This window comes from Streptococcus infantis (assembly GCF_047464415.1).
Classification (GTDB): Bacteria; Bacillota; Bacilli; order Lactobacillales; family Streptococcaceae; genus Streptococcus; species Streptococcus infantis_AE.
Map to the genome: position 1 here is coordinate 89,332 of NZ_JASHBX010000004.1, position 25,743 is coordinate 115,074.

The window sequence follows — 25,743 nt, forward strand, 5'->3', positions numbered from 1 at the left end:
GGACGCTTGTAGTGATGACCAGTTTAAAGAGTTAGCGCTCTCCGTATGGTCAAAATGTCCTAGATATGCTATAATCTAGTTATAAATCTTTACTAAAACCTCTTTAATAATAGCTTGCCTGCGTTGTTAAATTCGTTTTAGTCTTAGTGTGAAAGGCTTTGCTGATTGGTCTCGGTAAGCCTTTTTTGTTGTTCTCACGCGCTTCTTTGGCGTGTTTTTTTATTTCTAAATGCCATAGCTTTGATTTCTTGGTAACTCATATTCAAGCCAATCATGGCTATTACCATGTCTTCAAATGCCTGGTACTTCTCCAGCTCGTCACTGGTCAAGCTATCGATGCCATTATAGCCCCCACGTTCTTTCCTTAGCTGCTTAGCGTTCCTGTCGGTTACTGCCTTTAGTAGTAAGTTGTTCATGGTGCTATGCGCGTGCTTTGGTGCATTAGTCCATGTTTCAATACTGTCATGCAAGGTTTTTCTTTTTGGCTTTTCTAGCGCCCTCTGCATACGAAACTTAGAAAGTTCCTCACGCATTTCAAAGAAGGCTTTGACTAGATTGGTTTTGAAGTTGGCCACTTGCTCGGTATTCTTTAAGAATGTAACTAACAAGGTCGCTTGTTGCTCATTCAAAATATAGTCCTTGGTATTCTGGCCACTCTCCATAGCTTGGATTTTAAATCCAACCTTTCCGAACTGTTCAAACCTTTCTTGATGTTTGCGGATCGTCTTGGTTACTGTGTGATGTTGCAATCCTGCACATTCTGCAACAATACTGCTTAATGTGTACGGCTCTTTCTTGCCGTCCATGTAGACTAGTTCCATTGTGGTTCTACCTCCTGCATGAATCTGGTTAGCTTGCTTGTCAGACGGCTCTTCTCGTCCATATTTTGAGCCTCTGCAATGGCTTTGGCTAGTGTATCGATATAATACCGCTCTGCCTCTGCCAACGTGTCAGGGGCTTTTATAGTGGTCTGTGGTTCTTCCACCAGTTCCCCAGCCATATAGTAGCCTTGTTTTCTAATATCTTTTAATACTTGCTTAACCCATTTCTTAAACTCTTTAGCTTTTGGTTTGCGTGATTGGAATAGAATCTCATATAATCCTTGTTCGGTTAGAAACCAGACTTGTTGAACGCCTCCAGGGGTAAGAACTTTCTTCTTGTCCTTTTCGTCTTCGTCTACCATTTCAAGAAACTTACTCAAACTGCTATTTGAGTAGTCTATCATTCTAGCAATCTCTCCAGCTCTAAAAAGTGGGTTGTCAAAATCTCCGTAGATGTCCAACGCTTGACCGTGGAAAATAGTAGTAGTGACAACCTGCAATAGTTTCCCTTGGTCTGTTGTCTCTTCAAAAATACTTACTTGTGTTGTCATGTCTTGCTTAACCTCTCTGTATAACTGATTTAGTCTTTTTCTGCTTTCCTTGTTGGGCTTATGTTTGCCCTGTGCCCACTTGCCAACTGTTCGGGGGTCTATTCCTATTCGTTGGCCAATAGCTACCAAGTTCAGCCCGTGAGTGGTTCGCATTTCATCGATGACCCTTGTATAGTTCCTCTTCATTGCTTGCCTGCCTTTCTTAATCTTCTGGTGTTAGTAGTTCGTCAATAGAAACACCTAGATAGTTAGCAATTTTTAGCAAGGTTTCAATATCTGGGCGCTTAGTACGCTCATAGTACAAAGCTATCAAAGTGCTTTTTGCGATACTTGTCGCCTTGTGTACGTCTGAAACCTTTTTTCGTTGTTTTGCTAAAAGAACACGAAAATTATTTTTCATATCCCCAACCCTCCTTTTTTATATTTTTGGGAAAAATTGAAGCGTTACCGCTAAAATTATATCTCTTATTATACACTATGTTTTTATCGTGTCAAGTAAAATAATAAAAAAACTTGAAAATTTTTAGTGCATAGGCTAAAATATTTTCAAGGAGGAGTTTTCTTATGCTTCGTAATAATTTAGCTAAATTGATGATTGATAGAGGTATCTCGGCAACTCAGTTATTTAATGACACTGGTATAGCACGCTCTACCATTTCAAAAATTTCAAATAATAATACAGATAAAATAAGCTTACAAACCATTGATAAAATTTGTAATTATCTAGAGGTTAGCCCTTCAGAATTTTTTGATTTTTGGCCTTATGATGTAAAGGTACAGTGTGGTTTTATTAATTTTGATTCTCTTGCTGAAGTAAAAGAGAAATGGAAGGCAATACCAGACTTTAAAGAACCTGCTTTTTTATTAATTGAATTTACTAGAGGCAAAAATATAAAAAGAGTTCTTGAGTACAGATTTAATTACATAGAGGAATATGAACCAGGTATTCCATTTAACAATGGATATTTAGACAGTATTGTTCTGGACAATTCCCCGTCAGAAACGAGTATTTTTGATAATATGCCTGTTCAATTTCAAAATGAATTAGTTGAAGAAATAAAAGAAAAACTATCTGAAACTTTTGATGTTATGCCGTTTTCGCCAACGATAGAGAATTTGGACCTATTCACCCTCAGCGGTCTGTTCTAAACCCACGCGCCACAATATCCAACAATCCTGAAGCGCGTGACTTCTCAAGCTTCGTTCGAGCTTCAAGCCTATATAAGCCCCATATCTACTAATTTTGTTGATGTCAACAAATGTCAACCACTTACAATATTTTAGAAAGGATACTTTATTATGGAACTCCAACAGTACGATGAATTAACTTTTGAAAATATCAAACACATAGACGAAAATGGAGTAGAATTTTGGTACGCCAGAGAACTACAAACCATTTTAGAATATATGGAGTGGCGTAACTTTAACCAAGTTATAGACAAAGCAAAAATAGCCTGTAAAAACTCCGGAAAGCGCGTGGTTACCAATTTTGTTGACGTCAACAAAACTGTACAACTTAATTTTGGAACGCGAGAAATTGCAGATATTAAACTCTCTCGCTATGCCTGCTATTTGATTGTCCAAAATGGCGATCCTAGAAAAGAGGTCATTGCACTAGGGCAATCGTATTTTGCTATTAAAACCCGTCAGCAAGAACTACACGATGATTTTAATCAACTGACTGAAGATCAGAAACGCATTGCTATCCGTGATGAAATAAAACATCACAATAAATCGTTATCTGAATCTGCTGGCAATGCCGGTGTTAAAAACTTTGGCCGATTTCACAACTCAGGATACAAGGGGTTATATGGTGGGTTAACTATGCAGGATATTCATAACCTCAAAGAACTAAACGAAGGGGAGCATATTCTGGATTTTATGGGGAGTGCTGAATTAGCTGCTAATTTATTCCGTGCCACTCAGACCGACGAAGTTCTACGACGTAGAAACATAAAAGGCGAAGATCTCGCAAATGATACCCATTTCAACGTAGGCCGAACCATTAGAAATACCATGAAAGAACTTGGAACAACCATGCCGGAGAATCTCCCTACTCCTCGTGAAAGTATACAAGAGTTGAAAAATAAACAGAAAGAACTTGAAAAACAAGCTGATAATAACCAACTTTCGCTCTTTGATGATATGTAATAGTGGGCAATATTAGCCCCATATTCGCCTTGTTTCATACTCTGGTATTATTTACGTCTTGATTGCTTAAAAGCGAAAATAGGGGCATTCTCGTAGCTCCTCGCATGATATAAACCACAATCTAAAACCTCTTTAATAATAGCTTGCCTGCTGATGTATTTTAGAAAGGTTTATCATCATGAAAATAACTGAAGTTATAAAAAAAGACGGTAGTAAAGTCTATCGTGCTAATGTATATCTAGGAGTTGACCAGGTAACAGGAAAGAAAGTAAAAACCAAAGTAACAGGGCGGACACAAAAGGAAGTTAAGCAGAAAGCTACTCAAGAAAAAATTGCTTTTCAGAAAGCAGGATCTACTAGACAAAAAGCTAGTACCATAACAAGCTATCAAGAATTAGCTAATCTCTGGTTGGAAAGTTATCAGAATACTGTTAAGCCAAACACTCAAGGCAATGTTAGAAAGCTAATCGATAATCATATATTGCCTAATTTTGGGGCCTACAAGCTCGATAAGCTCACTACTCCACTTATCCAGTCAATTATCAACAAACTTGCTGACAAGACTAATAGAGGGGAAAAAGGGGCTTTTCTACACTATGACATGATACACGCTTTAAACAAACGTATCTTACAGTATGGCGTAACCATGCAAGCGATACCGTCCAATCCTGCTCGTGATGTTGTTTTACCTCGTAACACTCAGAAAGCAAAGCGAAAAAAAGTAAAACACTTTGATAATCCAGAATTAAAAAAGTTTCTTGTTTATCTTGATAATTTAGATAGTTGTAAATATCGTTATTACTATGACGTAACGCTCTATAAGTTCCTACTGGCAACTGGTTGCCGTATCAATGAGGCTCTAGCGCTTAGCTGGTCTGATATTGACTTAGACGGTGCCATTGTACACATCACCAAAACACTAAATCGGTATTTAGAAATTAACAGCCCAAAATCTAAGGCTAGTTATCGGGATATAGATATAGATCAAGAGACTGTTAGTATGCTAAAGCAGTACAAACTGCGCCAAACTAAAGAGGCCTGGAAGATAGGACAACGTGAAAGTGTAGTATTTTCTGACTTCATTCATGAATATACTAGCATTGTAAAACTTAAAAAAAGATTACTAACACATTTTAAACGAGCTGATGTTCCGAATATAGGTTTTCATGGTTTCCGTCATACTCACGCTAGTTTACTGCTTAACTCTGGAATACCTTACAAGGAACTCCAGCACCGCCTAGGTCATTCAACTTTATCAATGACCATGGACACATATAGCCACCTCTCAAAAGAGAATGCAAAAAAAGCAGTATCATTCTACGAAACTGCACTAAAAGCACTATAAGGGGAACAAAAAGGGGAACAAAAAGGGGAGCAAATTCAAAAATTAACAATTCAAGACAAAGCAAAAAGCCAATAACAACGGTATTTTGTGAGAGTTATTTTGTAAAAAAGGCTCATTATTCTACAAAATTGTTATATTTGAAAGTCATTTTCTAAAAGTATCCTTTTTCTGATATAATGTAGAAAACTACTGAAGGAACTACTATGAAACCTATACTTGAAACCATTGATACGCGTTTTGGAACAGCCAGTAAACACGCTTTTTCGCGAGGAAACACCCTACCCTACACAGGTGTTCCTTTTGGGATGAATTACTTTGTACCCCAGACTAGTGACCAGGAAGGATCTTGGTTCTTTGATCCCCATCTTCCTATCTTTCAGGGTATTCGACTAACCCACCAACCTAGCCCTTGGATTGGCGATTACTCCTGGCTCTTGCTGACACCAATTACAGGAGAAATCAGCGGCAATACTCTCTTTCATCGTCAATCTTCTTATAATCTTGAATGTGCTATTTTTAATCCTCATTTTCTAAAGATTTTTTCTGAGCGTTACCAGATTGAAACGCAACTAAGTCCTACTTGCTATGGTGCTTCCCTTCAGATAAGACAAGGACAAGGAAAGAACCTCTCCCTCTATCTTCATGCCGCAGATGAACTGACAGTCGAACAAGTCCATAAGCGTACTCTGGCCCTGAGACAAGCAGGAGAAACCGAAACCAATAAAAGTCCCCTAGCCATGTTCACTGCCCTCACATTTTCAGTAGAAATCTTATCTATCAAGCAAGAGGGACAGGACTGGCGTATTGACTTGGCTGGAGCGGAAGCTCAGGTTCAACTGGCGACTTCCTTTATTTCCAAAGAACAAGCCCTCTTTAATCTTCCTAAACAAGATTTTGAAGAAACGAAAATAAACGCTAAAGCGAGTTGGGAAGATCTTCTAGATCGTTTTGATGTCGTGGAAACTGGACCAGTAGATCGAACATTTTTTGATCACTGCCTCTACAGACTTTTCCTCTTCCCACAAACCTTCTATGAGGTAAATGAGCAAGGCGAGACTATTCATATAGACCTTGCTTCAGGAACGATCAAGCCTGGTCTACTCTTTACCAATAATGGTTTTTGGGATACCTTCCGCACTTCATTCCCACTCTTTGCCTTGATTATTCCGGAACGCTATCGTCAGTTTCTCGAAGGCTTCCTCAATAGCTACCGCGACACTGGGTATCTCCCTAAGTGGCTGGCTCCTGACGAAAGAGGAATGATGCCTGGCACCTTGATTGATGGCCTTATTGCAGATAGTGCTTGTAAAGACATGGCACCTGAACTTGAGGAGGAATTTCTCAAAGCCATGCTTGAAACTGCGACTAAGGCTGATCCAAAAGCTATCAACGGACGACACGGCCTTGCTCAATACCAAGAACTGGGCTATCTATCTACAAACTTCCATGAAAGTGTCAGTCATACACTGGACTATGCTTACAGTGATTTTTGTATCTCTACTTGCGCAGCAAAATTGGGTCATGAAGAGCTAGCCCAAACCTATTCCCAATATGCTAAGAATTATCAAAACCTCTTTGACCCTGAGACAGGATACATGAGGGCGCGTGATGTAGATGGCAACTTCCGCCCTGACTTTTCTCCTTATAGTTGGGGCCGTGATTATGCTGAGTGTTCAGCCATCCAAGCCAGTCTCGGTGTCTTACACGATATTTCTGGACTTAGTCAACTAATGGGTGGAAAAGAAGCCTTTAGCAACTATCTCTTAAAATCTTGTCAAAGTCTCCCACTCTTTGAAACGACGGGTTATGGATATGAAATTCACGAGATGAGCGAAATGGCAACAGCACCTTTTGGTCAACTAGCCATTTCAAACCAACCAAGTTTCCACATCCCTTATCTTTTCCGTTACAGTAATTATCCTCAGTACACCAGTCTCTTAATCAAGACTCTCCGTCAAAAAGCCTTTCGAGCTGGCTGGGATGCTTATCCAGGCGATGAGGATAACGGTAGTTTATCGGCTTGGTATGTCTGGTCCACTCTTGGGCTTTACCCAACCTGCCCAGGAAAAGCAAGCTATGATCTTGGGATTCCGCTCTTTGATCACCTTCGTGTCTATCTTGCAGAAAAAGACCAGTGGTTGGATATTCACGCGCATCAAAATCATGAACACTTCCACTTTGTACATGACTGTCATCTTGACGGAAAAGAAGTTCAGAGTATTGGTCACCAGGATTTGCTAAACGCCCAATCTCTCGACTTTACCCTCAACTGGTTACCAAATCACTAATAGTTCAAATCCCTTTGTCATGTACAGGGGGATTTTCTGATTAATAGTAAATCCTCCACAAAGTTATCCACAGATTGTGTATAACTTTCAAATCAATTTCATATACTTCCAAACGATTTCTCTCAACCATTTTTTTGACATCCTAAAGTAAAAACACCCTCAATATCCTGTTCTATCAGTCTTTATAACCGACTACCTTAGTACTCAACTCACACATTCTATCTCTTTTTTCTAAACTAACATTTGGAAAACAATTTTTTATTTCACAAAGTTATCCACAGATTGTGTATAACTTTTACTCAAGTACAAACTCCAGCTGATAAATTCCCCCTACATTTTTTATAGGAAATTTCGGATTTTGTTAGGCGCTTTCAAAAAAACATGATATACTGAAATTAATAGAAAAGGAGACATTATGAAAAAAGATCAACACCAACTTAATTGGCTGATGGTTTCTCTGATTGCCTTCAACATGGTTTGGGGGCTAGGAAACGTCGTCAACAACTATTCTCAACAGGGAATTTCAGTCGTCGTATCTTGGATTTTGATCCTCGCACTCTACTTTATCCCCTATTCCCTCATCGTTGGACAACTAGGTTCTACCTTTAAGGAAAGCGGAAGCGGTGTTAGTGACTGGGTTGAAAAAACATCAACCAAACGTTTAGCCTACTTTGCTGCTTGGACCTACTGGGTTGTGCATATCCCTTATCTCGCACAAAAACCTCAAGGAATTCTAATTCCGCTTGGTTGGGCCTTGCAAGGTAACGGACAATTCCTTAAACAAATCGACATCCACTGGATCGTTATTCTCTGCTTGCTAATCTTTGGACTTTTCCTCTACCTTTCTACAAAGGGATTGGCAACTCTAAAAGTCATTGGTAGCTTAGCGGGAAGTGCTATGTTGATTATGTCTTTACTCTTTGTGCTTTTGGCTGTCGGTCTGCCTTTCATTAAACCAGACATCCAGTTTGCGACACCACACATGGATCAACTAAGCACCTACATTCCAAACTTTGATTTTTCTTATTTTACAACAATCTCACTACTAGTCTTTGCAGTTGGTGGTTGTGAAAAGATTTCCCCATATGTCAATCAAACCCGCAACCCTGCAAAAGAATTTCCAAAAGGTATGATTGTGATGGCCATCATGGTCGGTCTCTCTGCTATCCTCGGATCAGTTGCCATGGGAATGCTATTTGATGGCAATAATATCCCTGAAGACCTCATGCGTAATGGTGCTTATCAAGCCTTCCAAATGTTAGGAAATTCTTGGGGAGTTGGAAACCTCTTCGTTGTGATTTACGCTCTAACAAATATGGTCGGACAAATCGCCGCGCTTGCCTTCTCGATTGACGCACCATTGCAAATCCTTCTCAATAACGCTGATGAAAACTACATCCCAAGCTGGCTTCGAAAACGTACTGAAAAAGGTGTCCTCATTAACGGCTACCTTCTTACAGGTGTCCTCGTTAGCCTTATCATCATCCTTCCAATTTTTGGTATTCAGGAAATTGACGGACTTGTAAAATGGATGACCAACCTCAATTCTATCGTAATGCCAATGCGTTACCTCTGGGTATTCCTTGCCTACATGATGCTTAACCGTGCTTGGAAGACATACAAAAATGCCGAATACAAGTTTGTGAATAATCCTAAACTTGGCTTTATTATCGGTACTTGGTGCTTCCTCTTTACTGCCTTCGCTTGTATCCTTGGTATGGTTCCAAAAATTAACTATGCTGAGAATCCAACTGCTTGGCAATTCTCGCTTCTTACAAACATCTTGACCCCAATTATTCTGATTGGATTAGGTGTGATTCTACCAGTACTTGCCAAAAAAGAACAAAAGAAACAAATCAAATAAATTCTACTACTAGCTAGATAAAATCGCTTTTATCTCTGCTTGCAAGAATTTTATCAGCAAAAATCCCCTTAAACGTTACTGTTCAAGGGGATTTCTTTTTGTTTAATAGTCTATTTTCTACTTGGCTTCATACCAAGTTACGCCTTCATTTTCATCAGCAATGAGGGGCACACTGAGTTGAATAGCTTCTTCCATGGTTTGTTTGACCAATTTTTTCATCTCTGCTAGTTCTGATTTAGGAACTTCAAGAACAATTTCATCATGCACTTGTAACAGCATCTTGGTCTGATAGCCGCCTGCAACTAGAGCCTTGTCTAGCTGAATCATAGCAATCTTGAGAATATCTGCCGCAGATCCCTGGATAGGTGAGTTGATGGCTGTACGTTCCGCAAAACCACGAATGTTGAAGTTACGCGAATTGATATCTGGCAACTCACGACGACGTTTGAAGAGGGTCTCTACATAACCTTTATCACGCGCCTCACGAACCACTTCATCCATGTAGTTTTTGATCCCTGGGAAGCGTTCAAAGTAGGTATCAATGTAGGCCTTAGCCTCTTTACGACTGATGCCTAGATTATTCGATAAACCAAAGTCTGAAATTCCGTAGACCACTCCAAAGTTGACAGCCTTGGCATTGCGACGGTCGTTTGGTGTTACATCCTCAGGACATTCAATTCCAAAGACCCGCATAGCTGTTGAGGTATGGATGTCAGCTCCCTCTTGGAAGGCCTTAATCAAGTGCTCATCTTTAGAAATATGGGCCAAAACTCGTAGCTCAATCTGTGAATAGTCCGAGCTGAGAAGGACACTGTCCTCCCATTCTGGCACGAAAGCCTTACGAATGAGGCGCCCTTGTTCCAAACGAACAGGGATATTTTGCAAGTTTGGATCGACACTAGACAGACGACCTGTCTGAGTCAAATCTTGCACATAGCGCGTATGAATCTTGCCATCCGCTAAAATCCAATCCTGTAGACCGATTACATAAGTCGATTGAATCTTAGCAATCTGACGGTAATCGAGAATTTTCTTAACGATTGGTGCAATAGGTGCTAGACGTTCCAAGACATCTACTGCTGTCGAGTAACCCGTTTTTGTTTTCTTGGTGTATTCTAGAGGGAGACCTAGTTTTTCAAAAAGAAGGACACCCAACTGTTTAGGTGAATTGATATTAAATTCCTCACCTGCCAACTCATAAATCTCTTGCGTCAACTTTTCAATGACCAGTTCATTTTCAGTTTGCATCTCAAGCAATGTTTCTTTTTTAACCTTGATCCCAGCAATTTCCATCTTAGCAAGGACAGAAGCCAGAGGCTGCTCCATGTCATAAAGGAGATCTAATTGCCCATTTTCGCTTAATTTTTCAAGTAAGACAGGCTCCGTCTCAACCAATACAGCAACCTTACGAGCCAAGTGCTCCAAGAATTTTTCTCGCTCTGGGATAGCTTTCTTTACACCTTTACCGTAGAAGGTTTCATCATCGACCAGGTAAGTTTGACCGTAGAGACTAGCGATGGTGGAGATTTCATTATTCTCTACTGTTGATAGAAGATATTTTGCTAAACGACTGTCAAAAGCAGGAGCCTGTAAATCCAAACCAAAACGATTTAAGAGGACTTTTGCTTTCTTAAAGTCATATACTTTTAGAGGTGTTTTTTCTAGAAAGTCCTTGAAAATCGGGTCTTGCAAAAGTTCCAGCTTATCTGTGGCATAGAGCTTGTCTCCGCACGACCAGGCAAAACCAATCAAGTCATCTGTATGGTAGTTTTCTCCAAAAAGTTCAAAGTGGAAGATAGAATCTGCACTCAGCATATCTTGACTGAATTTGTCAACCATAGTAAAGTCCAAACTCTCAGCCACATCAGCTGATGATACATTTAAAGCCTGCTTGAGTTGTTTGAAGCCCATCTCATCGTAGAATTTACCTAAGCTTTCCACATTTGGTCCGCTATAAACCAAATCATCCAGTCCAATCTCAATCGGTGCTTTCGTATCAATCGTTGCCAGTGTTTTAGACAGAAAGGTTTGCTCCTTATCATTGATGAGATTTTCCTTCATCTTAGAAGCCTTCATCCCATCGATATTTTCATAAATACCTTCGAGCGAGCCATGTTCTAACAAGAGCTTGATCCCAGTCTTTTCACCAATCTTGGTTACACCAGGGATATTATCAGACTTATCCCCCATGAGTGCCTTAAGATCAATAAACTGAGCTGGGGTAATCCCCATCTTTTCCATGAGATATTCTGGGGTAAAGGCCTCAAACTCGGCGACACCTTTCTTAGAAATCTCAACCACCGTATGTTCATCCGTCAACTGGATCAAGTCCTTGTCTCCACTGACGATAGTTACATCAAACGAATCCTTTTCAGCTAAACGACCTAAGGTACCAATGATATCATCTGCTTCATACTGGGCTAGCTCATAATGACGAATTCCAAGATGCTCTAGCAACTCACGAATGAAGGGAAATTGCTCACGAAACTCATCCGGAGTCTTGGCACGACCACCCTTATAATCAGCATACATCTCTGTACGGAAAGTCGTTTTACCCGCATCAAAAGCAACCAAGATATGACTCGGTTGGATACGTTCCAGTAGGTGATTTAGCATCAGGTGAAAACCGTAGATTGCATTGGTATGTAGTCCATTGTCATTTTTAAAACGATCCAGTTGCTGGTAAAGTGCAAAGAATGCCCGAAAAGCAACTGAAGAACCGTCAATTAGTAATAATTTTTTCTTGTCCATACACCCATTATAAAGGAAAGCAGGGAAAAATACCATTAGGAAGAGCCCAAATGCTGAATAACACTTATGAGGCTGGTTTTTCTACTCGAACTCCATCAGCATCAACTTGAAATCCATCGATAGTCGTATTTACTGCCAATTCTCCAGATGCATTTACATAATAATGTTTTCCTGAAACCTGGAACCACTGACTAGTTTTCATAGCTCCAGAACTTTCCAGATAATACCAAATGCCCTTATCCTTTAACCAACCTGTCTGCATTTCACCAGATGACTTCAGATAATACCAATTCGAACCTTCTTTTAACCAGCCTGTCGTCATTCTACCATCAGCTTGCAAATGATACCAATTCCCATTTATCTTCTTCCAACCGACTGCTTTTTGACCATTGTCATAGTAGTACCAACTTGTTCCCTCTTTTTCCCAACCATTTTTAGAACTACTTGTTTTAGTTAAGGGGATATAGCGTCTGTTTCCACTTCGTGAAATATAACTAATCCATTTATATCCTTCTTTTTCAAAGGTTTGATCATAATGAACACTCATTCCAGCTTCGTAGTAATCAATGACAGTAGCTGTCAGTGTCGGCTGATCCATAATAGCTGATTTTTCTGTGAAGTGATGAGTTCCACTGAAAGCTAGTAGAGACTGATGAGGCCCTACACTAGCATTCCCAACATCTTTAAAATGAATAAAACCAGTCATAGAACTCGCTTTTACAATTCTACGATGATACGTTTCTGTATAATCGTAATTGTACTCCTCAATTTCAATCATGTCTCCAATCACGTTAGATACCCAAGCTACGTGACCATATTGCCCTCTTGTACTCCAAGCAATCGCACCAATTGCTGGTTGCTGGTCCACACGATAGCCTTCTTTTTGGGCTCGATAACCCCATTGATTGGCATTCCCATAAGCAGCTGGTAGCTCAAAACCATTGACACTACTTAAACGAAAAGCAGCAAAAGAGGTACACTGTCCTGAGTACATGCGCCACTTATCAATTTTTTGACTTCCATTTTTATAATAATAGGGATAATCATCTCCACGTGCCAGCGATCCATTGTTTGCCTGGTTGGCATGAACAGTTCCTCCACCAAACAAAAAAGCTCCTGCTAGTAATAGTGAAGCTGATCCTACAGCTGTCTTTCTGAGAAAAGTTCCCTTTTTATGTCCTGCTTTAGTAAATGTCATTCATTCTCCTTCAAATAATTAGATTTTTGAGGTTGACCTCATCTATATCATTCGAAAGAAAATAAAAAAAGTGAGAAATCTTCTCACTTTCATGATTATCCTTAATCCAAATAATGAATTAAGTTCTTTTCTGTCAAAATATCTGAATAGGTGAAAGATTCAACATAGACATTAGCCTGTTTGTCTCCTTCAACATTTCCAAACTCAACGATGAAGAGCGATGGATAAACCTCAATTAGTTTTCCTAAACGATTCTTTTGGCGTTTACGACCATTTTCTAAGGTCATTTCCACCACTTGTCCCTCATGCGCCTTAATTTCTTCTTTGATTTTTTTCATTTTAGCCACATCTGTAAATGCGTCTGTCATCTTGGTTCCTCCATCTTCGAAATACTTGAAAATTTATTATATTCTTTTTGGAAAATCAATTCTACCGTTCCGCGAGCACCGCTACGGTTTTTCTCGATAATCACTTCTACTTTATTATTTGGAATACCTTCCTCCTCTTCACCACCGCGCTCATAATAGTCATCACGATAGAGAAAAGCTACGATATCAGCATCCTGCTCAATAGATCCAGATTCACGAATATCAGACAAAACTGGTCTCTTATCTTGACGTTGCTCTACACCACGAGAAAGCTGACTAAGAGCTATAACTGGAACTTTGAGTTCTTTTGCTAGGATTTTCAACTGACGGGAAATCTCAGATACTTCTTGTTGACGATTTTCTCGACCAGTCCCTGTGATCAACTGAAGATAGTCAATCAAAATCAAGCCTAGATTACCTGTTTCCTGAGCCAGTTTACGGGAACGAGAGCGAATTTCTGTGATCCGAATCCCTGGTGTATCATCAATGTAGATACTTGCATTAGCCAGATTACCCTGAGCAATCGTATACTTGCGCCATTCTTCCTCAGTCAATTGACCTGTACGGATAGAATGCGACTCTACCAACCCTTCCGCAGCCAGCATACGATCGACCAAACTTTCAGCACCCATTTCCAGAGAGAAAATAGCAACTGTCTTGTCTAGTTTGGTTCCGATATTTTGCGCAATATTCAAAGCAAAGGCTGTCTTACCAACCGCAGGACGAGCTGCCAAAATAATCAATTCTTCCTCATGCAGACCTGTCGTCATGTGATCTAAATCTCGATAACCTGTCGCAATACCCGTGATATCCGAAGTCTGTTGAGAACGAGCTTCTAGATTTCCGAAGTTGATATTCAATACATCGCGAATATTTTTAAAGCCATTTCGATTGGCATTCTCACTAACGTCAATCAAGCCTTTTTCTGCACGAGCAATAATTTCGTCAGCAGGTTGAGAAGCCTCATAGGCTAGGTTTACAGACTCTGTCAACTTAGCAATTAGACGTCGAAGCATAGCCTTTTCTGCTACAATTTTAGCATAGTATTCCGCATTGGCAGAGGTTGGCACCGAATTGACAATCTCAACCAGATAAGACAAGCCTCCGATAGTTTGTAAATCACCCTGGCTATCTAGTATCGTCCGAACTGTGGTTGCGTCAATAGCATCTCCACAATCAGACAAATCAACCATAGCTTGAAAAATCAAACGGTGAGCATACTTAAAGAAGTCCTGTGAATCGATATATTCTCGGACAAAAACGAGTTTAGTCTCATCAATAAAAATGGCTCCTAGAACAGATTGTTCTGCTAGGATATCTTGAGGCTGAACACGCAGTTCTTCAACTTCTGCCATCAGACTTTCCTTCCTTTTACAATATTGTCAACCAATCGTAAATTAAGCTTCCTTGACACGAAGATTGATTACACTTGTTACATCTTGATAAATCTTAACCGGAACATCAATCAAACCAACTGCTCGGATTGGTGATTGAACTTGAATATGACGTTTATCAATTTTAATACCAAATTGTTTTTGCAATTCTTCTGCAATCTTCTTGTTAGTAATTGACCCAAAAGTTCGTCCGTCTGGACCAACTTTTTCGACAAACTCAACGATTGTTTCTTCTGCTTCCAGTTTTGCTTTAATTTCCTTCGCTTCTGCAAGCATCTCTGCATGTGCTTTTTCTTCTGATTTTTGCTTACCACGCAACTCACCAATGGCTTGAGCTGTAGCTTCCTTAGCAAGGTTTTTCTTAATTAAAAAGTTTTGTGCATATCCAGTTGGTACTTCTTTAATTTCACCTTTTTTCCCTTTACCTTTAACATCTGCTAAAAAGATTACTTTCATTCTTCTGACTCCTTTTCTTTTGTTTCATTAAAAATAACAGTTTTCAGTTTATCTCCTGCTTCTTGCAGGCTCATATCTGTCAAACGTGCTGCAGCTAAGTTAAAGTGACCACCGCCACCTAACTCTTCCATAATTCGTTGGACATTGATCTTACTTCTGCTTCGCGCAGAAATGGAGATTGCTCCTTGACTATTTTTAGCAACTACAAAGCTGGCCTCTATACCAGACATGGCAAGCATAGCATCAGCAGCCTTACTAATAACAACCGTATCGTACTCTTTATCCTCCAAAGCTTGAGCAACCAGGATTGATGGCTGTACCATTTGCCCTTGTAAAATTAATTCATTTACCAATCGATATTCTTCAAAATCAGTGGCCGAAATTTCCTGAATGACAATGCTATCACTCCCTCTCGTTCTGAGATAACTTGCAACATCAAAAGTTCGACTAGTTACCCGAGAGGTGAAATTTTTAGTATCCAGCATCATCCCTCCCATAAGAACACTAGCCTGAATACGACTCAAACGTTTCTTCTTAGAGTTTTGAAATTGAATCAATTCTGTTACTAGTTCACTAGCACTACTAGCTCCACTCTCGATATAGGTAATGACCGAATTATCTGGAAAATCTTGGTCACGACGATGATGGTCAATGACAATCGTCTGGGTAAACAAATCATAAAACTCTTTGGATAAGGTTAAAGCTGTCTTAGAATGGTCAACCATCACCAGTAAGGAGCGTTTGGTAACCATTGTCATCGCTTGATTTAAAGGAAGAAGTTTTGAAACACCCTCATCTTCCAAATAATTGACCGCTCGAGCGATATCTGGAGACAGTTGTGTAGGATCATAAACCACATAACTATCTTCTAGTACATTACTCGAAAACAACTGCATTCCAACTGCTGAACCAAGAGCATCCATGTCAAGATTCTTGTGACCAACAACAAAAACTCGATCGACACTTTTAAGTTTATCTGAGATAGCTGTCATCATAGCACGAGTTCGTGTCCGAGTTCGTTTAACAGATGCTGCTGAACCGCCTCCAAAGTAGATTGGATTTTTGGTTTCATCATTCTCTTTTACAACTACTTGGTCACCACCACGAACTTCGGCTAAGTTGAGATTGAGGAGAGCAACCTTCCCAATCTGGTCGTGATTCCCATCACCATAGGAAACTCCTATACTCATCGTTAGTGGTAAATTCCGTTGCTTAGCTTCCTCACGAAAGGTATCAATAACAGAAAACTTATCCTGCATCAAGTGATCAAGTACAGTGTAGTCAGTAAATAGATAAAACCGATCCATACTCACTCTACGAGAAAACATGGCATGTTTCCCAGCAAATTCTGAAACAAAATTTGCAACAAAGCTATTAATATGACTAATATCTGATTCAGACGTTTCATTTTCCAAATCATCATAGTTATCAACTGAGATAATCCCGATTACCGGTCTACTTGTCACAAGCTCAGCAGTAGCCTCATATTCACCAGAAACATCAAAAAAGTATAAGACACCTGAATTTCTATCTAAATGCACTGCATAACGTTTCTCCCCAACAATGGCATAAGCCCCTGGAGTAGAAATCGAACTCTTTAAAATTTTTTGAAATTGAGGAAAATCAATTTCTCCATCCTCAGTTGTTAAAATTAATTCCGCATAGGGATTGAACCATTCAATCTCACTGCTGTTCATGTTTAATTTAACAACTCCGACAGGCATTTGCTCTAGGAGGGCACTCAAACTATCCGTAGCCTGATGATTGACATACTGGATTTGCTCGATATCTGTTTTTTTGTAATATTTTTTCTGGAAATTAAATAGCAGAACATAGAATACGATAAATAAAAATAGACTTGCTATAGTGATAAGATTATCCTTTACTAACACAATCAAAATGGTCATAATCGTAAAGGTTACCATAGCAATAAGATACATAAAAAAGGGATTTATTTCATTTTTTTTCATTACAAACCTCTTGCGCATTATTATACCATAAATATGGCCAAAATGCGACTTTTAAAGAGGTATCCCTAGAGTCAATCAAGAGTAAAATGTCCAAACTAAAAAGTGGTTTACACTAGTGTAAACCACTTTTACAAACTAATTATTAAGATTATTTAACTTCTAGAAGACCGATATCTCCATCTTCACGACGATAGATAACATTTGTTGTTTCATCTTCAACATCTACATAGATAAAGAAGTCATGTCCCAATAAATCCATCTGTAAGATGGCTTCTTCCAAATCCATTGGTTTCAAATCAATTTGTTTTGAACGAACAACTTTTGGTTGTGCTACATCTAAGTCCTCAACTAAAGCATCTGTAAAGAGTTGACTTGTTGATACTTTATTTCTGTTCTTACGTTCAATTTTAGTTTTGTTTTTACGAATCTGACGTTCAATCTTATCTGTCACCAAATCAATAGAACCGTACATATCTTGAGAAATATCTTCTGCACGAAGAGTAATAGATCCAAGCGGAATGGTTACTTCTACTTTAGCAGTCTTTTCGCGGTAAACTTTCAAGTTAACACGCGCATCCAATTCTTGGTCTGCTTGGAAGTATTTTTCGATCTTTTCGAGTTTAGAAACTACATAATCACGAATTGCTTCTGTTACTTCTAGGTTTTCACCACGGATACTATATTTAATCATATAAGTACCTTCTTTCTAAACATATTTGTTTTTCTAATTATATTATAACGCTTTCATAAAATTTTTGCAAACTTTTTCCTCATCTTGCGAGGGAAAAAGTTTTAATATTCTGACAACCAGCCTCTAAAAACATACTTTTAAGACGATTCAAGGTAGTTCCAGTTGTATAAATATCATCAAAGAGTAAGATATTTTCTGGGGACTTCACTCCATCTTTCAATAAAAATGGAAACTCTGTAAGTAAACGATCAGATCGATTTTTTGAAGAACTAGCCTCCACTTCTTTTTTAACCAAAATATCCAGATATGCTAACCCAGTATCCTTTATCAAACCTTCAACTTGATTAAAGCCTCTGCTTTTTAAACGCTGGTCACTCAGAGGAACAATCACAATCTGATAGTTCTTATACTTCTTTAACTCTTTTTGCAATATCTTAGAAAATACCTTTCTAAGAAGATAATCTCCATCAAATTTATAGCGACTAAAATACTCTTTCATAGCCTGATTATAGGAATAAAGAGCTCTATGATCAACCTTTACACCTTTTTTACACCAAAATTGACAATCTTGACAAATAGTTGACAAACCTTTTTTAAAACAACTAGGACAATGATTACCACCAATGCTCTCGAAAGACGAAATACAGGATTCACAGACTATTTCCTCCTCCTTTTTAAAACAGAGCAGGTTAGTAAAGGTTATCTCTGTTTGCAAGCTTTTACCACACAATAAACACTTCATACTCCTGCCTCCTGATTCATTTGCTTAATCTCCTTTATGGCTTTCTTAATGGACTGATTGGGTCCGTCATGGAAAAATATAAGTTCTCCAGTAGGACGATCCATGCTTCTTCCAACTCGTCCACCAATTTGTACTAAACTTGACTTGGTAAAGAGTTGATGATTGGCTTCCACCACAAAAACATCTACACGAGGGAAGGTAACTCCACGCTCTAATATAGTTGTGCTTATTAATATCGTCAACTCTCCATCTCGAAAGGCCTGTACCTGCTCTAATCGGTCTTCCGTGATTGAGGATACAAATCCTATTTTCTCATTTGGAAATTTCTCCTGCAAAATTTCTTTTAGCTTTTCTCCCTTTTTAATCTCAGAGGCAAAGATTAGTAAGGGATAGGCTGTCTTTCTCTGTTTCTCAATGTAAAGTTTTAATTTTGGAGGTAAGCCATTTTTTTCTAAATATCTATTAAAATGGGATAACCAGATTGGCTTGGGGACAATGAGAGGATTTCCATGAAAACGACGAGGTAAACTGAGACGCTTTAACTCCCCTTGTTTAACTTTTCTATCTAACTCGTCAGTTGACGTTGCTGTTAAAAATATTCTCAATCCGGTATCCTTTACACAATTATTGACAGCATGGTAAAGTACAGGATTATCAACATAAGGGAAGGCGTCTACTTCATCCACAATTAATAAATCAAAAGCTTGATAAAATTTTAATAGTTGGTGAGTGGTTGCTACAACTAAAGGTGTACGAAAATAGGGATCCGACTCCCCATGTAGTAGCGCGATCTCACATGCAAAATCATTTTGTAGTCGTTTATGTAGCTCTAAGCAAACATCAATTCGTGGACTGGCCAGACAAACAGCTCCACCTTGATCAATCACCTTGGCAACAACTTGGTAAATCATCTCTGTCTTACCAGCTCCTGTCACTGCATGTACCAAGGTAGCCTCCTTCTTATCTACCGCCTGAAGGAGTCCTTGTGATACCCGCTCTTGAAATGGAGTCAGTTGACCTGACCATTTGAGTACATCTTGCTGTGGAAACCTTTCTTGCGGAAAATAATAGAGATTTTGATCACTTCTTATTCGCTTCATAATCAAGCATTCTCGGCAATAAAAAGCACCAATAGGCAAATGCCATTCTTCTTCTATCTGACTACCACAACGCTGACAATATTGTTGACCCTTTTCTTTTTTCATGGATGGAATTTGTTTTGCTTGTTGTCTCTCCTCATGACTTAATTCTTGCTCGGTAAAAAGGCGACCGAGATAATTTGGATTTACTTTCATATTTCTTTATTCGTAAAATGTAGAACTTTACGCTATTTTTTAGTACAATAAAAATATGGAATACATAACTATAAAAGAGGACGGACAAGTCCAAGAAGAAATCAAAAAATCACGCTTTATCTGTCATGCCAAACGTGTCTATAGTGAGGAAGAGGCTCGTGATTTTATCACAACTATTAAAAAAGAACACTATAAAGCTACCCACAACTGCTCTGCTTTTATTGTCGGTGAGCGTAGTGAAATCAAGCGAACTAGTGATGATGGAGAACCTAGTGGGACTGCTGGCGTTCCTATGCTAGGAGTTCTGGAGAATCACAACCTTACTAATGTCTGTGTTGTAGTTACTCGTTATTTTGGCGGTATCAAACTAGGGGTTGGTGGTTTGATTCGCGCTTATGCTGGTAGTGTTGCCCTAGCAGTTAAGGAAATTGGGATTGTCGAAATCAAAGAGCAAGCTGGCATCTCCATTCAAATGTCTTATGCCCAATATCAAGAATACGGTAATTTTCTTAAAGAGAATAATCTCATAGAATTAGAGACAAACTTTACAGATCAAGTTGACACTATGATTTTCATTGATAAAGAAAAGAAAGACGGTATCAAGGCTGATCTCATTGAATTTTTCAATGGAAAAGTTACTCTAACCGACAAAGGTTTACGTGAAGTTGAAGTACCTGTAAACCTATCGTAAAGAAAGGAAATATCATATGGCTTTTGGAAGATTAATTCAGGGACTCGCTGGAAACTTCAGTGAGCAAAGTAAAGAAGCTCTTACCAAGGAGTTTGGACAATATTTATTAGAAAATGAAGAAATTCAAAGCGGATATAAACTCATTCGTGACTCAATTATCTTTACTAATATCCGTATCATCTTTACAGATAAACAAGGGGTAACCGGACGGAAGATATCTATCAAATCAATTTTCCTCATGAACATTGTCAATGTGGAAATGGAAACTGCTGGACTTGGGATTGATGATAGTGAGATTACGATTACTTATTTAGAAAATGCCTTTTTAAAATCTCACAATGAGCATTTTAATTCTCACAAATTTGAATTTCCAAAGAAAACTGATATTGTACCTCTTTACACCTATCTATTTGACTTAGCTTATCATAATCGTTTGAATATGAATAGTTTGAATCACTGATATAAAAAAATCCTATCACTCCGATAGGATTTCTATATTTTACAAAAGTTAAAGTTAGAGTTATACTAGTAGCATCTTATATAAAGAGGTGCTAATATGGCAATTTATAACAATATCACAGAACTCATCGGTAAAACACCGATTGTTAAATTGAATAACATTGTACCAGAAGGTGCAGCAGATGTTTATGTAAAACTTGAAGCTTTTAACCCAGGATCGTCAGTTAAGGACCGTATCGCCCTAAGCATGATTGAAAAAGCAGAACAAGAAGGTAAATTGAAACCAGGTTCTACCATTGTAGAAGCAACTAGTGGGAACACTGGTATTGGTCTCTCATGGGTTGGTGCCGCTAAAGGTTACAAAGTTGTCATCGTTATGCCTGAAACAATGAGCGTGGAACGTCGTAAAATTATCCAAGCTTATGGAGCTGAACTAGTCCTCACTCCTGGTAGCGAAGGAATGAAAGGTGCGATTGCAAAAGCGCAGGAAATTGCTGCTGAGCGTGATGGTTTCCTACCATTACAGTTTAATAACCAAGCTAACCCAGAAGTTCACGAAAGAACAACAGGAGCTGAAATTCTAGCTGATTTCGGATCTGATGGTTTAGATGCCTTTGTTGCTGGTGTTGGTACTGGAGGAACTATTTCTGGTGTTTCTCATGCTCTTAAAACTGCTAACTCAAACATTCAAGTTTTTGCTGTTGAGGCAGACGAGTCAGCTATCTTGTCTGGTGAAAAGCCAGGTCCTCACAAAATTCAAGGTATCTCTGCTGGATTCATTCCAGATACACTTGATACAAAAGCTTACGATGGTATCGTTCGTGTAACATCAGATAACGCTCTTGCACTTGGCCGTGAAATCGGTGGAAAAGAAGGATTCTTAGTCGGTATTTCTTCTGCAGCAGCTATCTATGCAGCAATTGAAGTCGCTAAAAAACTTGGAGCAGGTAAAAAAGTCCTTGCGCTTGCACCAGATAACGGAGAACGTTACCTATCTACAGCACTCTATGAATTCGAAGTATAGTCTCCTAAATACACTAAGCCCTTGTATAGGGCTTTTTGTTTACCGTTTATAATAAAAAAAGGATTCCTATGAATCCCCTCTAACAAAAGAAAAGGAAGCAAATTAGCTTCCTTACTTTTTTATTAGTTATTCAAGGCTGCTGCCATTGTAGCTGCAACTTCTGCTTCAAAGTCGTTTGCAGCTTTTTCGATACCTTCACCAACTTCAAAACGAGCGAACTCAACTACTGAAGCGTTAACTGATTCAAGGTAAGCTTCAACTGTCTTGCTGTCATCCATGATGTAAACTTGTGCAAGAAGTGTGTATGCTTGGTCAACTTTAGTGTTGTCAAGCAAGAAACGATCCATTTTACCTGGGATGATTTTATCCCAGATTTTTTCTGGTTTGCCTTCTGCAGCCAACTCAGCTTTAATATCAGCTTCAGCTTGAGCAATCACTTCATCAGTCAATTGAGCTTTTGATCCATATTTCAAGTGTGGAAGAGCTGGTTTACCAACCATAGCACGGCTTTCATTATCTTGGTCGATAACGTGGTTCAATTGTGCCAACTCATCTTTAACAAATTGCTCATCCAATTCTTTGTATGAAAGAACTGTTGGTTTCATAGCAGCGATGTGCATTGAAATTTGTTTAGCAAGTGCTTCGTCTCCACCTTCGATTACAGAGATAACACCGATACGTCCACCGTTGTGTTGGTATGCTCCGAAGTGTTGTGCATCTGTTTTTTCAATCAAAGCAAAGCGACGGAATGAGATTTTTTCTCCGATAGTTGCTGTTGCAGACACATAAGCCGCTTCAAGAGTTTCACCTGAAGGCATTGTCAAAGCAAGAGCTTCTTCGTTGTTAGCTGGTTTTCCTTCTGCGATCGCTTTAGCTGTTGCGTTTACCAACTCAACAAATTGAGCGTTTTTCGCAACGAAGTCAGTTTCAGCATTTACTTCAACAACTGCTGCAACGTTACCATCAACATAAACACCAGTCAAACCTTCTGCAGCAACACGGTCAGCTTTCTTAGCTGCTTTTGCCATACCTTTTTCGCGAAGCAATTCAATCGCTTTTTCGATATCGCCTTCCACTTCAACCAATGCTTTTTTAGCGTCCATAACACCAGCACCAGATTTTTCACGCAACTCTTTAACAAGTTTAGCTGTAATTTCTGCCATTTTGATTCTCCTATATTTTTTAAAAATAGGAGAGCCGGGCTAAGCCCCGCCCTCCTAGGTAATTACTATTTATTATGAATTAAGCGTTGTCGCCTTCTACAACTTCAACGATTTCTTCGATTGAATCTGCTTGAGCTTCTGAAACTACAAATTCTGCTTCAACTGCTGCAACAGCATCTTCACCTTGGCGACCTTCGATGATAGCGTCTGCCAATTTAGCTGTAATCAACTTAACTGCGCGGATAGCGTCATCGTTAGCTGGGATGATTACATCAATATCGTCTGGATCTGTGTTTGTGTCAACCATCGCTACAACTGGGATTCCCAATTTTTTAGCTTCTTTAACAGCGATTTGCTCTTTATGTGGGTCAACTACGTACATTACATCTGGGATACGAGGCATATCTTCGATACCACCCAAGAATTTTTCAAGACGTGCACGTTGTTTGTTAAGAAGTGCAACTTCTTTCTTAGGAAGAACTTCAAAAGTTCCATCTTCTTCCATACGTTTGATTTCTTTCAAACGAGCGATACGTTTTTGGATTGTTCCCCAGTTTGTAAGAGTTCCACCCAACCAACGGTGGTTGATGAAGTATTGACCTGAACGTACTGCTTCTTCAGCAACTGCGTCAGCTGCTTGTTTCTTAGTACCAACAAACAATACAACTGCATCGTTAGCTGCAGCATCACGCATGAAGTCGTATGCTTGGTCAGCGTATTTTACAGTTTGTTGCAAGTCGATAACGTGGATTCCGTTACGCTCAGTGAAGATGTACTTAGCCATCTTAGGGTTCCAGCGACGAGTTTGGTGACCAAAGTGCACACCAGCCTCAAGAAGTTGTTTCATTGAAATTACTGCCATGAGTATTTCTCCTTTTTGTTTTTTTCCTCTTCTTGATTTCAGCTTGCAAAACGACCCGAAGGCAACAGCTTCACAATTCATCAAGAATGAGTATTATCGTTTACACGACAAGTCATATTATATCATAGTTGAACCTTTTTTTCAAGTAATTGTGCTAGTTTTTCCTTCATAACATAACTTCCCAACTGAAATTTTAAAAAAATTTATCAACTTTAAATAAAAAACATCCCAACATAAATTGGTTACTGCTAAATGTGCAATAACCGCTTATGTTGAGACTCAGATAAATACAAAATATTTCGAGTTGATAACTTAAATGTTTTGATATGAAAGAATCTACTTTATATTTTTTATAGCAAGTATCATATCTTCATACTCTATGTTATCAAAAAAACAATTACTAAAGATTAAACTTGCCAATAAGTCTTTGACTTTCTACTTGCTACTTCGAAGTTTCTTACGGATTTTATAGGCTATATTAAACAAGAAATACAATGAGCTAGTTGGGTAATTAAACTCACCAGCAAATTCCTCGATAGTGGGATTAAACTTAGATTTAAAATTAAATAACCCACCCTCTAAGTTGTTTTCAATTCCACCCATATTATGAGTTTCTGCCCCGCGTTCAAATGAATGTTGAGCAGTCTCAAACCATGTTGGAATAGCAGGTTGATAATGTCTAAATTCCTCATTCATTCCAGCATATAAGTTCTCAGAAGTTTTCCCAAATTCGATGGTCAAAGTTCCAGACAATGGAACAACACTGTTCCCTCTATCAATATGACTCTTAAGAAAAGAAATTTCTTCCTCTAATCGTTTTCTCTCTTGCTGATTCTCTTTTATTTTGCCTTCTTTCGTTTTATCAGTGAATTTCTGCGCTATTTTAAGATTTTTTTCGAGTTGCTGCTCAACTTCTTTCAGTCTATTAGGTAAATCTAAATAGCTCAGTGTGATAAAGGAATGATCAGGATAAGTAGTCAATAACTTCTGATAATAATCTTTTCCTCGTAAACTGATGTTCTTACGAGACTCTGTTTTCTTCATTAAAAATGAAAATTCATCTAATAAATCAAGTCCACCGAATTTCACTTCCAATCCTTTATTTCTTGCAGTTCGGATTGCCTGTCGAGTAGATTTGGACAGTTGATCCAGCGAGAAGTTTTCTTTATGAATATTAGCTTGAAAACGAGGTTGTATGTTTTCTGCCATATCCTTTGTCAATCCTGTCCAATGAACTTTATTTTTTTGCAATTCCTCAACAATTTCAAAAGTTATAGAATTTTGAATAGTTTTTTGGTCGATCAGACTTCGACTGATAAAAAGGCTTGGATCAAATTTAACCATTATTGCATTGCTTTTTTTAGCAATTTTTTTCAATGTTAAAATCACAAATTTCAGAAGTTCTTTATCTTCATAATTAATAACTGGGCCTCTTGGAATATAGAACATGGAAAATCCTAATGGAAGAGGCTGAATTAAGATATTCGCTACTCCAACTAGTTGATTTTCTTTATAAAATCCAACTCTCTCATTCCCCCAAGTATCCTTTATCTTGGCCCAATCACTACTCTGCAATAAATTCCCTTGAGGATGATTTTCTAAAAATAAATCCCACTCTTGAGCATCAACATTCATTTTATAAGTAAACATAATTCCAGT

The 25,743-nt window shown here is 38.7% G+C and carries 23 protein-coding genes; 8 read left to right on the top strand and 15 right to left on the bottom strand.

Translation table 11 applies throughout. From position 1 onward, the window contains the following. Window positions 1-194: 194 nt before the first annotated feature. The 3 genes from QM460_RS03615 to QM460_RS03625 are packed head-to-tail and all read right to left on the bottom strand — an operon-like array spanning window position 195 to window position 1,772. Window positions 195-821 carry a Rha family transcriptional regulator gene (locus QM460_RS03615; RefSeq protein WP_414289255.1) on the bottom strand — a complete coding sequence of 209 codons (627 nt, stop codon included), beginning with the start codon at window positions 819-821 and terminating at the stop codon, window positions 195-197. Continuing rightward, on the bottom strand, window positions 812-1,558 hold the full coding sequence (locus tag QM460_RS03620; RefSeq protein WP_414289256.1) for a BRO family protein: 747 nt from the start codon (window positions 1,556-1,558) through the stop codon (window positions 812-814). Before QM460_RS03620 ends, QM460_RS03615 begins: the two co-directional genes overlap by 10 nt. 16 nt (window positions 1,559-1,574) lie before the next feature. Beyond that, window positions 1,575-1,772: a helix-turn-helix domain-containing protein gene (locus QM460_RS03625; RefSeq protein WP_017644139.1), complete on the bottom strand. Its 198-nt coding sequence runs from the start codon at window positions 1,770-1,772 to the stop codon at window positions 1,575-1,577. A 164-nt stretch (window positions 1,773-1,936) separates the two neighbouring features. On the opposite strand from QM460_RS03625, the gene QM460_RS03630 reads away from it, so the two are divergent. The 5 genes from QM460_RS03630 to QM460_RS03650 all read left to right on the top strand — a co-directional run bounded on the left by QM460_RS03630 (window position 1,937) and on the right by QM460_RS03650 (window position 9,020). After that, a complete protein-coding gene (locus QM460_RS03630; protein ID WP_414289257.1) occupies window positions 1,937-2,521 on the top strand; it encodes a helix-turn-helix domain-containing protein in 585 nt (194 codons plus the stop codon). A gap of 150 nt (window positions 2,522-2,671) precedes the next feature. Then, window positions 2,672-3,523, top strand: a complete 852-nt coding sequence (gene dinD, locus QM460_RS03635; RefSeq protein ID WP_414289258.1) for a DNA damage-inducible protein D — start codon at window positions 2,672-2,674, stop codon at window positions 3,521-3,523. Between the two features lie 178 nt (window positions 3,524-3,701). Further along, window positions 3,702-4,868 carry a tyrosine-type recombinase/integrase gene (locus QM460_RS03640; RefSeq protein WP_414289259.1) on the top strand — a complete coding sequence of 389 codons (1,167 nt, stop codon included), beginning with the start codon at window positions 3,702-3,704 and terminating at the stop codon, window positions 4,866-4,868. Window positions 4,869-5,071: 203 nt separating this feature from the next. Next, window positions 5,072-7,156, top strand: coding sequence for a GH92 family glycosyl hydrolase (locus QM460_RS03645; protein ID WP_414289260.1), 2,085 nt, complete (start codon window positions 5,072-5,074; stop codon window positions 7,154-7,156). Between the two features lie 415 nt (window positions 7,157-7,571). Beyond that, window positions 7,572-9,020, top strand: a complete 1,449-nt coding sequence (locus QM460_RS03650; protein ID WP_223140384.1) for an APC family permease — start codon at window positions 7,572-7,574, stop codon at window positions 9,018-9,020. Between the two features lie 117 nt (window positions 9,021-9,137). On the opposite strand, the gene polA is transcribed toward QM460_RS03650, so the two are convergent. The 9 genes from polA to QM460_RS03695 all read right to left on the bottom strand — a co-directional run bounded on the left by polA (window position 9,138) and on the right by QM460_RS03695 (window position 19,885). Further along, on the bottom strand, window positions 9,138-11,771 hold the full coding sequence (gene polA / locus QM460_RS03655; RefSeq protein WP_414289261.1) for a DNA polymerase I: 2,634 nt from the start codon (window positions 11,769-11,771) through the stop codon (window positions 9,138-9,140). 64 nt (window positions 11,772-11,835) lie between these two features. Next, window positions 11,836-12,969 carry an SH3 domain-containing protein gene (locus QM460_RS03660; protein ID WP_414289262.1) on the bottom strand — a complete coding sequence of 378 codons (1,134 nt, stop codon included), beginning with the start codon at window positions 12,967-12,969 and terminating at the stop codon, window positions 11,836-11,838. Between the two features lie 101 nt (window positions 12,970-13,070). Then, a complete protein-coding gene (locus QM460_RS03665; protein WP_000128621.1) occupies window positions 13,071-13,337 on the bottom strand; it encodes a Veg family protein in 267 nt (88 codons plus the stop codon). Next, window positions 13,334-14,692, bottom strand: a complete 1,359-nt coding sequence (dnaB, locus tag QM460_RS03670; RefSeq protein WP_414289263.1) for a replicative DNA helicase — start codon at window positions 14,690-14,692, stop codon at window positions 13,334-13,336. The genes QM460_RS03665 and dnaB overlap by 4 nt, the downstream gene beginning before the upstream one ends. Window positions 14,693-14,734: 42 nt before the next feature. After that, on the bottom strand, window positions 14,735-15,187 hold the full coding sequence (rplI, locus tag QM460_RS03675) for a 50S ribosomal protein L9 (protein WP_000864204.1): 453 nt from the start codon (window positions 15,185-15,187) through the stop codon (window positions 14,735-14,737). Then, window positions 15,184-17,157, bottom strand: coding sequence for a DHH family phosphoesterase (locus QM460_RS03680; RefSeq protein WP_414289264.1), 1,974 nt, complete (start codon window positions 17,155-17,157; stop codon window positions 15,184-15,186). Before QM460_RS03680 ends, rplI begins: the two co-directional genes overlap by 4 nt. A 148-nt stretch (window positions 17,158-17,305) precedes the next feature. After that, entirely contained in the window at window positions 17,306-17,848 is a 543-nt protein-coding gene (gene hpf / locus QM460_RS03685; protein WP_045762429.1) for a ribosome hibernation-promoting factor, HPF/YfiA family, read from the bottom strand. Window positions 17,849-17,927: 79 nt separating this feature from the next. After that, the gene (locus QM460_RS03690) at window positions 17,928-18,590 is read right to left on the bottom strand and encodes a ComF family protein (RefSeq protein WP_414289265.1); all 663 of its coding nucleotides are present in this window, start codon (window positions 18,588-18,590) and stop codon (window positions 17,928-17,930) included. Then, window positions 18,587-19,885 (bottom strand): DEAD/DEAH box helicase, encoded by a 1,299-nt coding sequence (locus QM460_RS03695; RefSeq protein WP_414289266.1) that lies wholly within the window; start codon window positions 19,883-19,885, stop codon window positions 18,587-18,589. The genes QM460_RS03690 and QM460_RS03695 overlap by 4 nt, the downstream gene beginning before the upstream one ends. A 55-nt stretch (window positions 19,886-19,940) precedes the next feature. Between QM460_RS03695 and QM460_RS03700 the strand changes: the two genes are divergently transcribed. The 3 genes from QM460_RS03700 to cysK all read left to right on the top strand — a co-directional run bounded on the left by QM460_RS03700 (window position 19,941) and on the right by cysK (window position 22,059). Further along, window positions 19,941-20,576 (top strand): YigZ family protein, encoded by a 636-nt coding sequence (locus QM460_RS03700; protein WP_414289267.1) that lies wholly within the window; start codon window positions 19,941-19,943, stop codon window positions 20,574-20,576. Between the two features lie 16 nt (window positions 20,577-20,592). Next, complete coding sequence (locus QM460_RS03705; RefSeq protein WP_414289268.1) at window positions 20,593-21,036, top strand: PH domain-containing protein; 444 nt, start codon at window positions 20,593-20,595, stop codon at window positions 21,034-21,036. Between the two features lie 96 nt (window positions 21,037-21,132). Then, a complete protein-coding gene (gene cysK, locus QM460_RS03710) occupies window positions 21,133-22,059 on the top strand; it encodes a cysteine synthase A (protein WP_414289269.1) in 927 nt (308 codons plus the stop codon). A 122-nt stretch (window positions 22,060-22,181) separates the two neighbouring features. On the opposite strand, the gene tsf is transcribed toward cysK, so the two are convergent. The 3 genes from tsf to QM460_RS03725 all read right to left on the bottom strand — a co-directional run bounded on the left by tsf (window position 22,182) and on the right by QM460_RS03725 (window position 25,734). Beyond that, a complete protein-coding gene (gene tsf / locus QM460_RS03715) occupies window positions 22,182-23,222 on the bottom strand; it encodes a translation elongation factor Ts (RefSeq protein WP_000808094.1) in 1,041 nt (346 codons plus the stop codon). Window positions 23,223-23,301: 79 nt separating this feature from the next. Next, entirely contained in the window at window positions 23,302-24,084 is a 783-nt protein-coding gene (rpsB, locus tag QM460_RS03720; protein ID WP_414289270.1) for a 30S ribosomal protein S2, read from the bottom strand. A 435-nt stretch (window positions 24,085-24,519) separates the two neighbouring features. Then, window positions 24,520-25,734 (bottom strand): aminoacyltransferase, encoded by a 1,215-nt coding sequence (locus QM460_RS03725; RefSeq protein WP_414258538.1) that lies wholly within the window; start codon window positions 25,732-25,734, stop codon window positions 24,520-24,522. Between the last annotated feature and the right edge of the window lie 9 nt (window positions 25,735-25,743).

Coding starts and splice junctions, on each gene's coding strand:
- QM460_RS03615 (WP_414289255.1), bottom strand. CDS start 821: ATGGAACTAGTCTACATGGACGGCAAGAAAGAGCCGTACACATTAAGC.
- QM460_RS03620 (WP_414289256.1), bottom strand. CDS start 1,558: ATGAAGAGGAACTATACAAGGGTCATCGATGAAATGCGAACCACTCAC.
- QM460_RS03625 (WP_017644139.1), bottom strand. CDS start 1,772: ATGAAAAATAATTTTCGTGTTCTTTTAGCAAAACAACGAAAAAAGGTT.
- QM460_RS03630 (WP_414289257.1), top strand. CDS start 1,937: ATGCTTCGTAATAATTTAGCTAAATTGATGATTGATAGAGGTATCTCG.
- dinD (WP_414289258.1), top strand. CDS start 2,672: ATGGAACTCCAACAGTACGATGAATTAACTTTTGAAAATATCAAACAC.
- QM460_RS03640 (WP_414289259.1), top strand. CDS start 3,702: ATGAAAATAACTGAAGTTATAAAAAAAGACGGTAGTAAAGTCTATCGT.
- QM460_RS03645 (WP_414289260.1), top strand. CDS start 5,072: ATGAAACCTATACTTGAAACCATTGATACGCGTTTTGGAACAGCCAGT.
- QM460_RS03650 (WP_223140384.1), top strand. CDS start 7,572: ATGAAAAAAGATCAACACCAACTTAATTGGCTGATGGTTTCTCTGATT.
- polA (WP_414289261.1), bottom strand. CDS start 11,771: ATGGACAAGAAAAAATTATTACTAATTGACGGTTCTTCAGTTGCTTTT.
- QM460_RS03660 (WP_414289262.1), bottom strand. CDS start 12,969: ATGACATTTACTAAAGCAGGACATAAAAAGGGAACTTTTCTCAGAAAG.
- QM460_RS03665 (WP_000128621.1), bottom strand. CDS start 13,337: ATGACAGACGCATTTACAGATGTGGCTAAAATGAAAAAAATCAAAGAA.
- dnaB (WP_414289263.1), bottom strand. CDS start 14,692: ATGGCAGAAGTTGAAGAACTGCGTGTTCAGCCTCAAGATATCCTAGCA.
- rplI (WP_000864204.1), bottom strand. CDS start 15,187: ATGAAAGTAATCTTTTTAGCAGATGTTAAAGGTAAAGGGAAAAAAGGT.
- QM460_RS03680 (WP_414289264.1), bottom strand. CDS start 17,157: ATGAAAAAAAATGAAATAAATCCCTTTTTTATGTATCTTATTGCTATG.
- hpf (WP_045762429.1), bottom strand. CDS start 17,848: ATGATTAAATATAGTATCCGTGGTGAAAACCTAGAAGTAACAGAAGCA.
- QM460_RS03690 (WP_414289265.1), bottom strand. CDS start 18,590: ATGAAGTGTTTATTGTGTGGTAAAAGCTTGCAAACAGAGATAACCTTT.
- QM460_RS03695 (WP_414289266.1), bottom strand. CDS start 19,885: ATGAAAGTAAATCCAAATTATCTCGGTCGCCTTTTTACCGAGCAAGAA.
- QM460_RS03700 (WP_414289267.1), top strand. CDS start 19,941: ATGGAATACATAACTATAAAAGAGGACGGACAAGTCCAAGAAGAAATC.
- QM460_RS03705 (WP_414289268.1), top strand. CDS start 20,593: ATGGCTTTTGGAAGATTAATTCAGGGACTCGCTGGAAACTTCAGTGAG.
- cysK (WP_414289269.1), top strand. CDS start 21,133: ATGGCAATTTATAACAATATCACAGAACTCATCGGTAAAACACCGATT.
- tsf (WP_000808094.1), bottom strand. CDS start 23,222: ATGGCAGAAATTACAGCTAAACTTGTTAAAGAGTTGCGTGAAAAATCT.
- rpsB (WP_414289270.1), bottom strand. CDS start 24,084: ATGGCAGTAATTTCAATGAAACAACTTCTTGAGGCTGGTGTGCACTTT.
- QM460_RS03725 (WP_414258538.1), bottom strand. CDS start 25,734: ATGTTTACTTATAAAATGAATGTTGATGCTCAAGAGTGGGATTTATTT.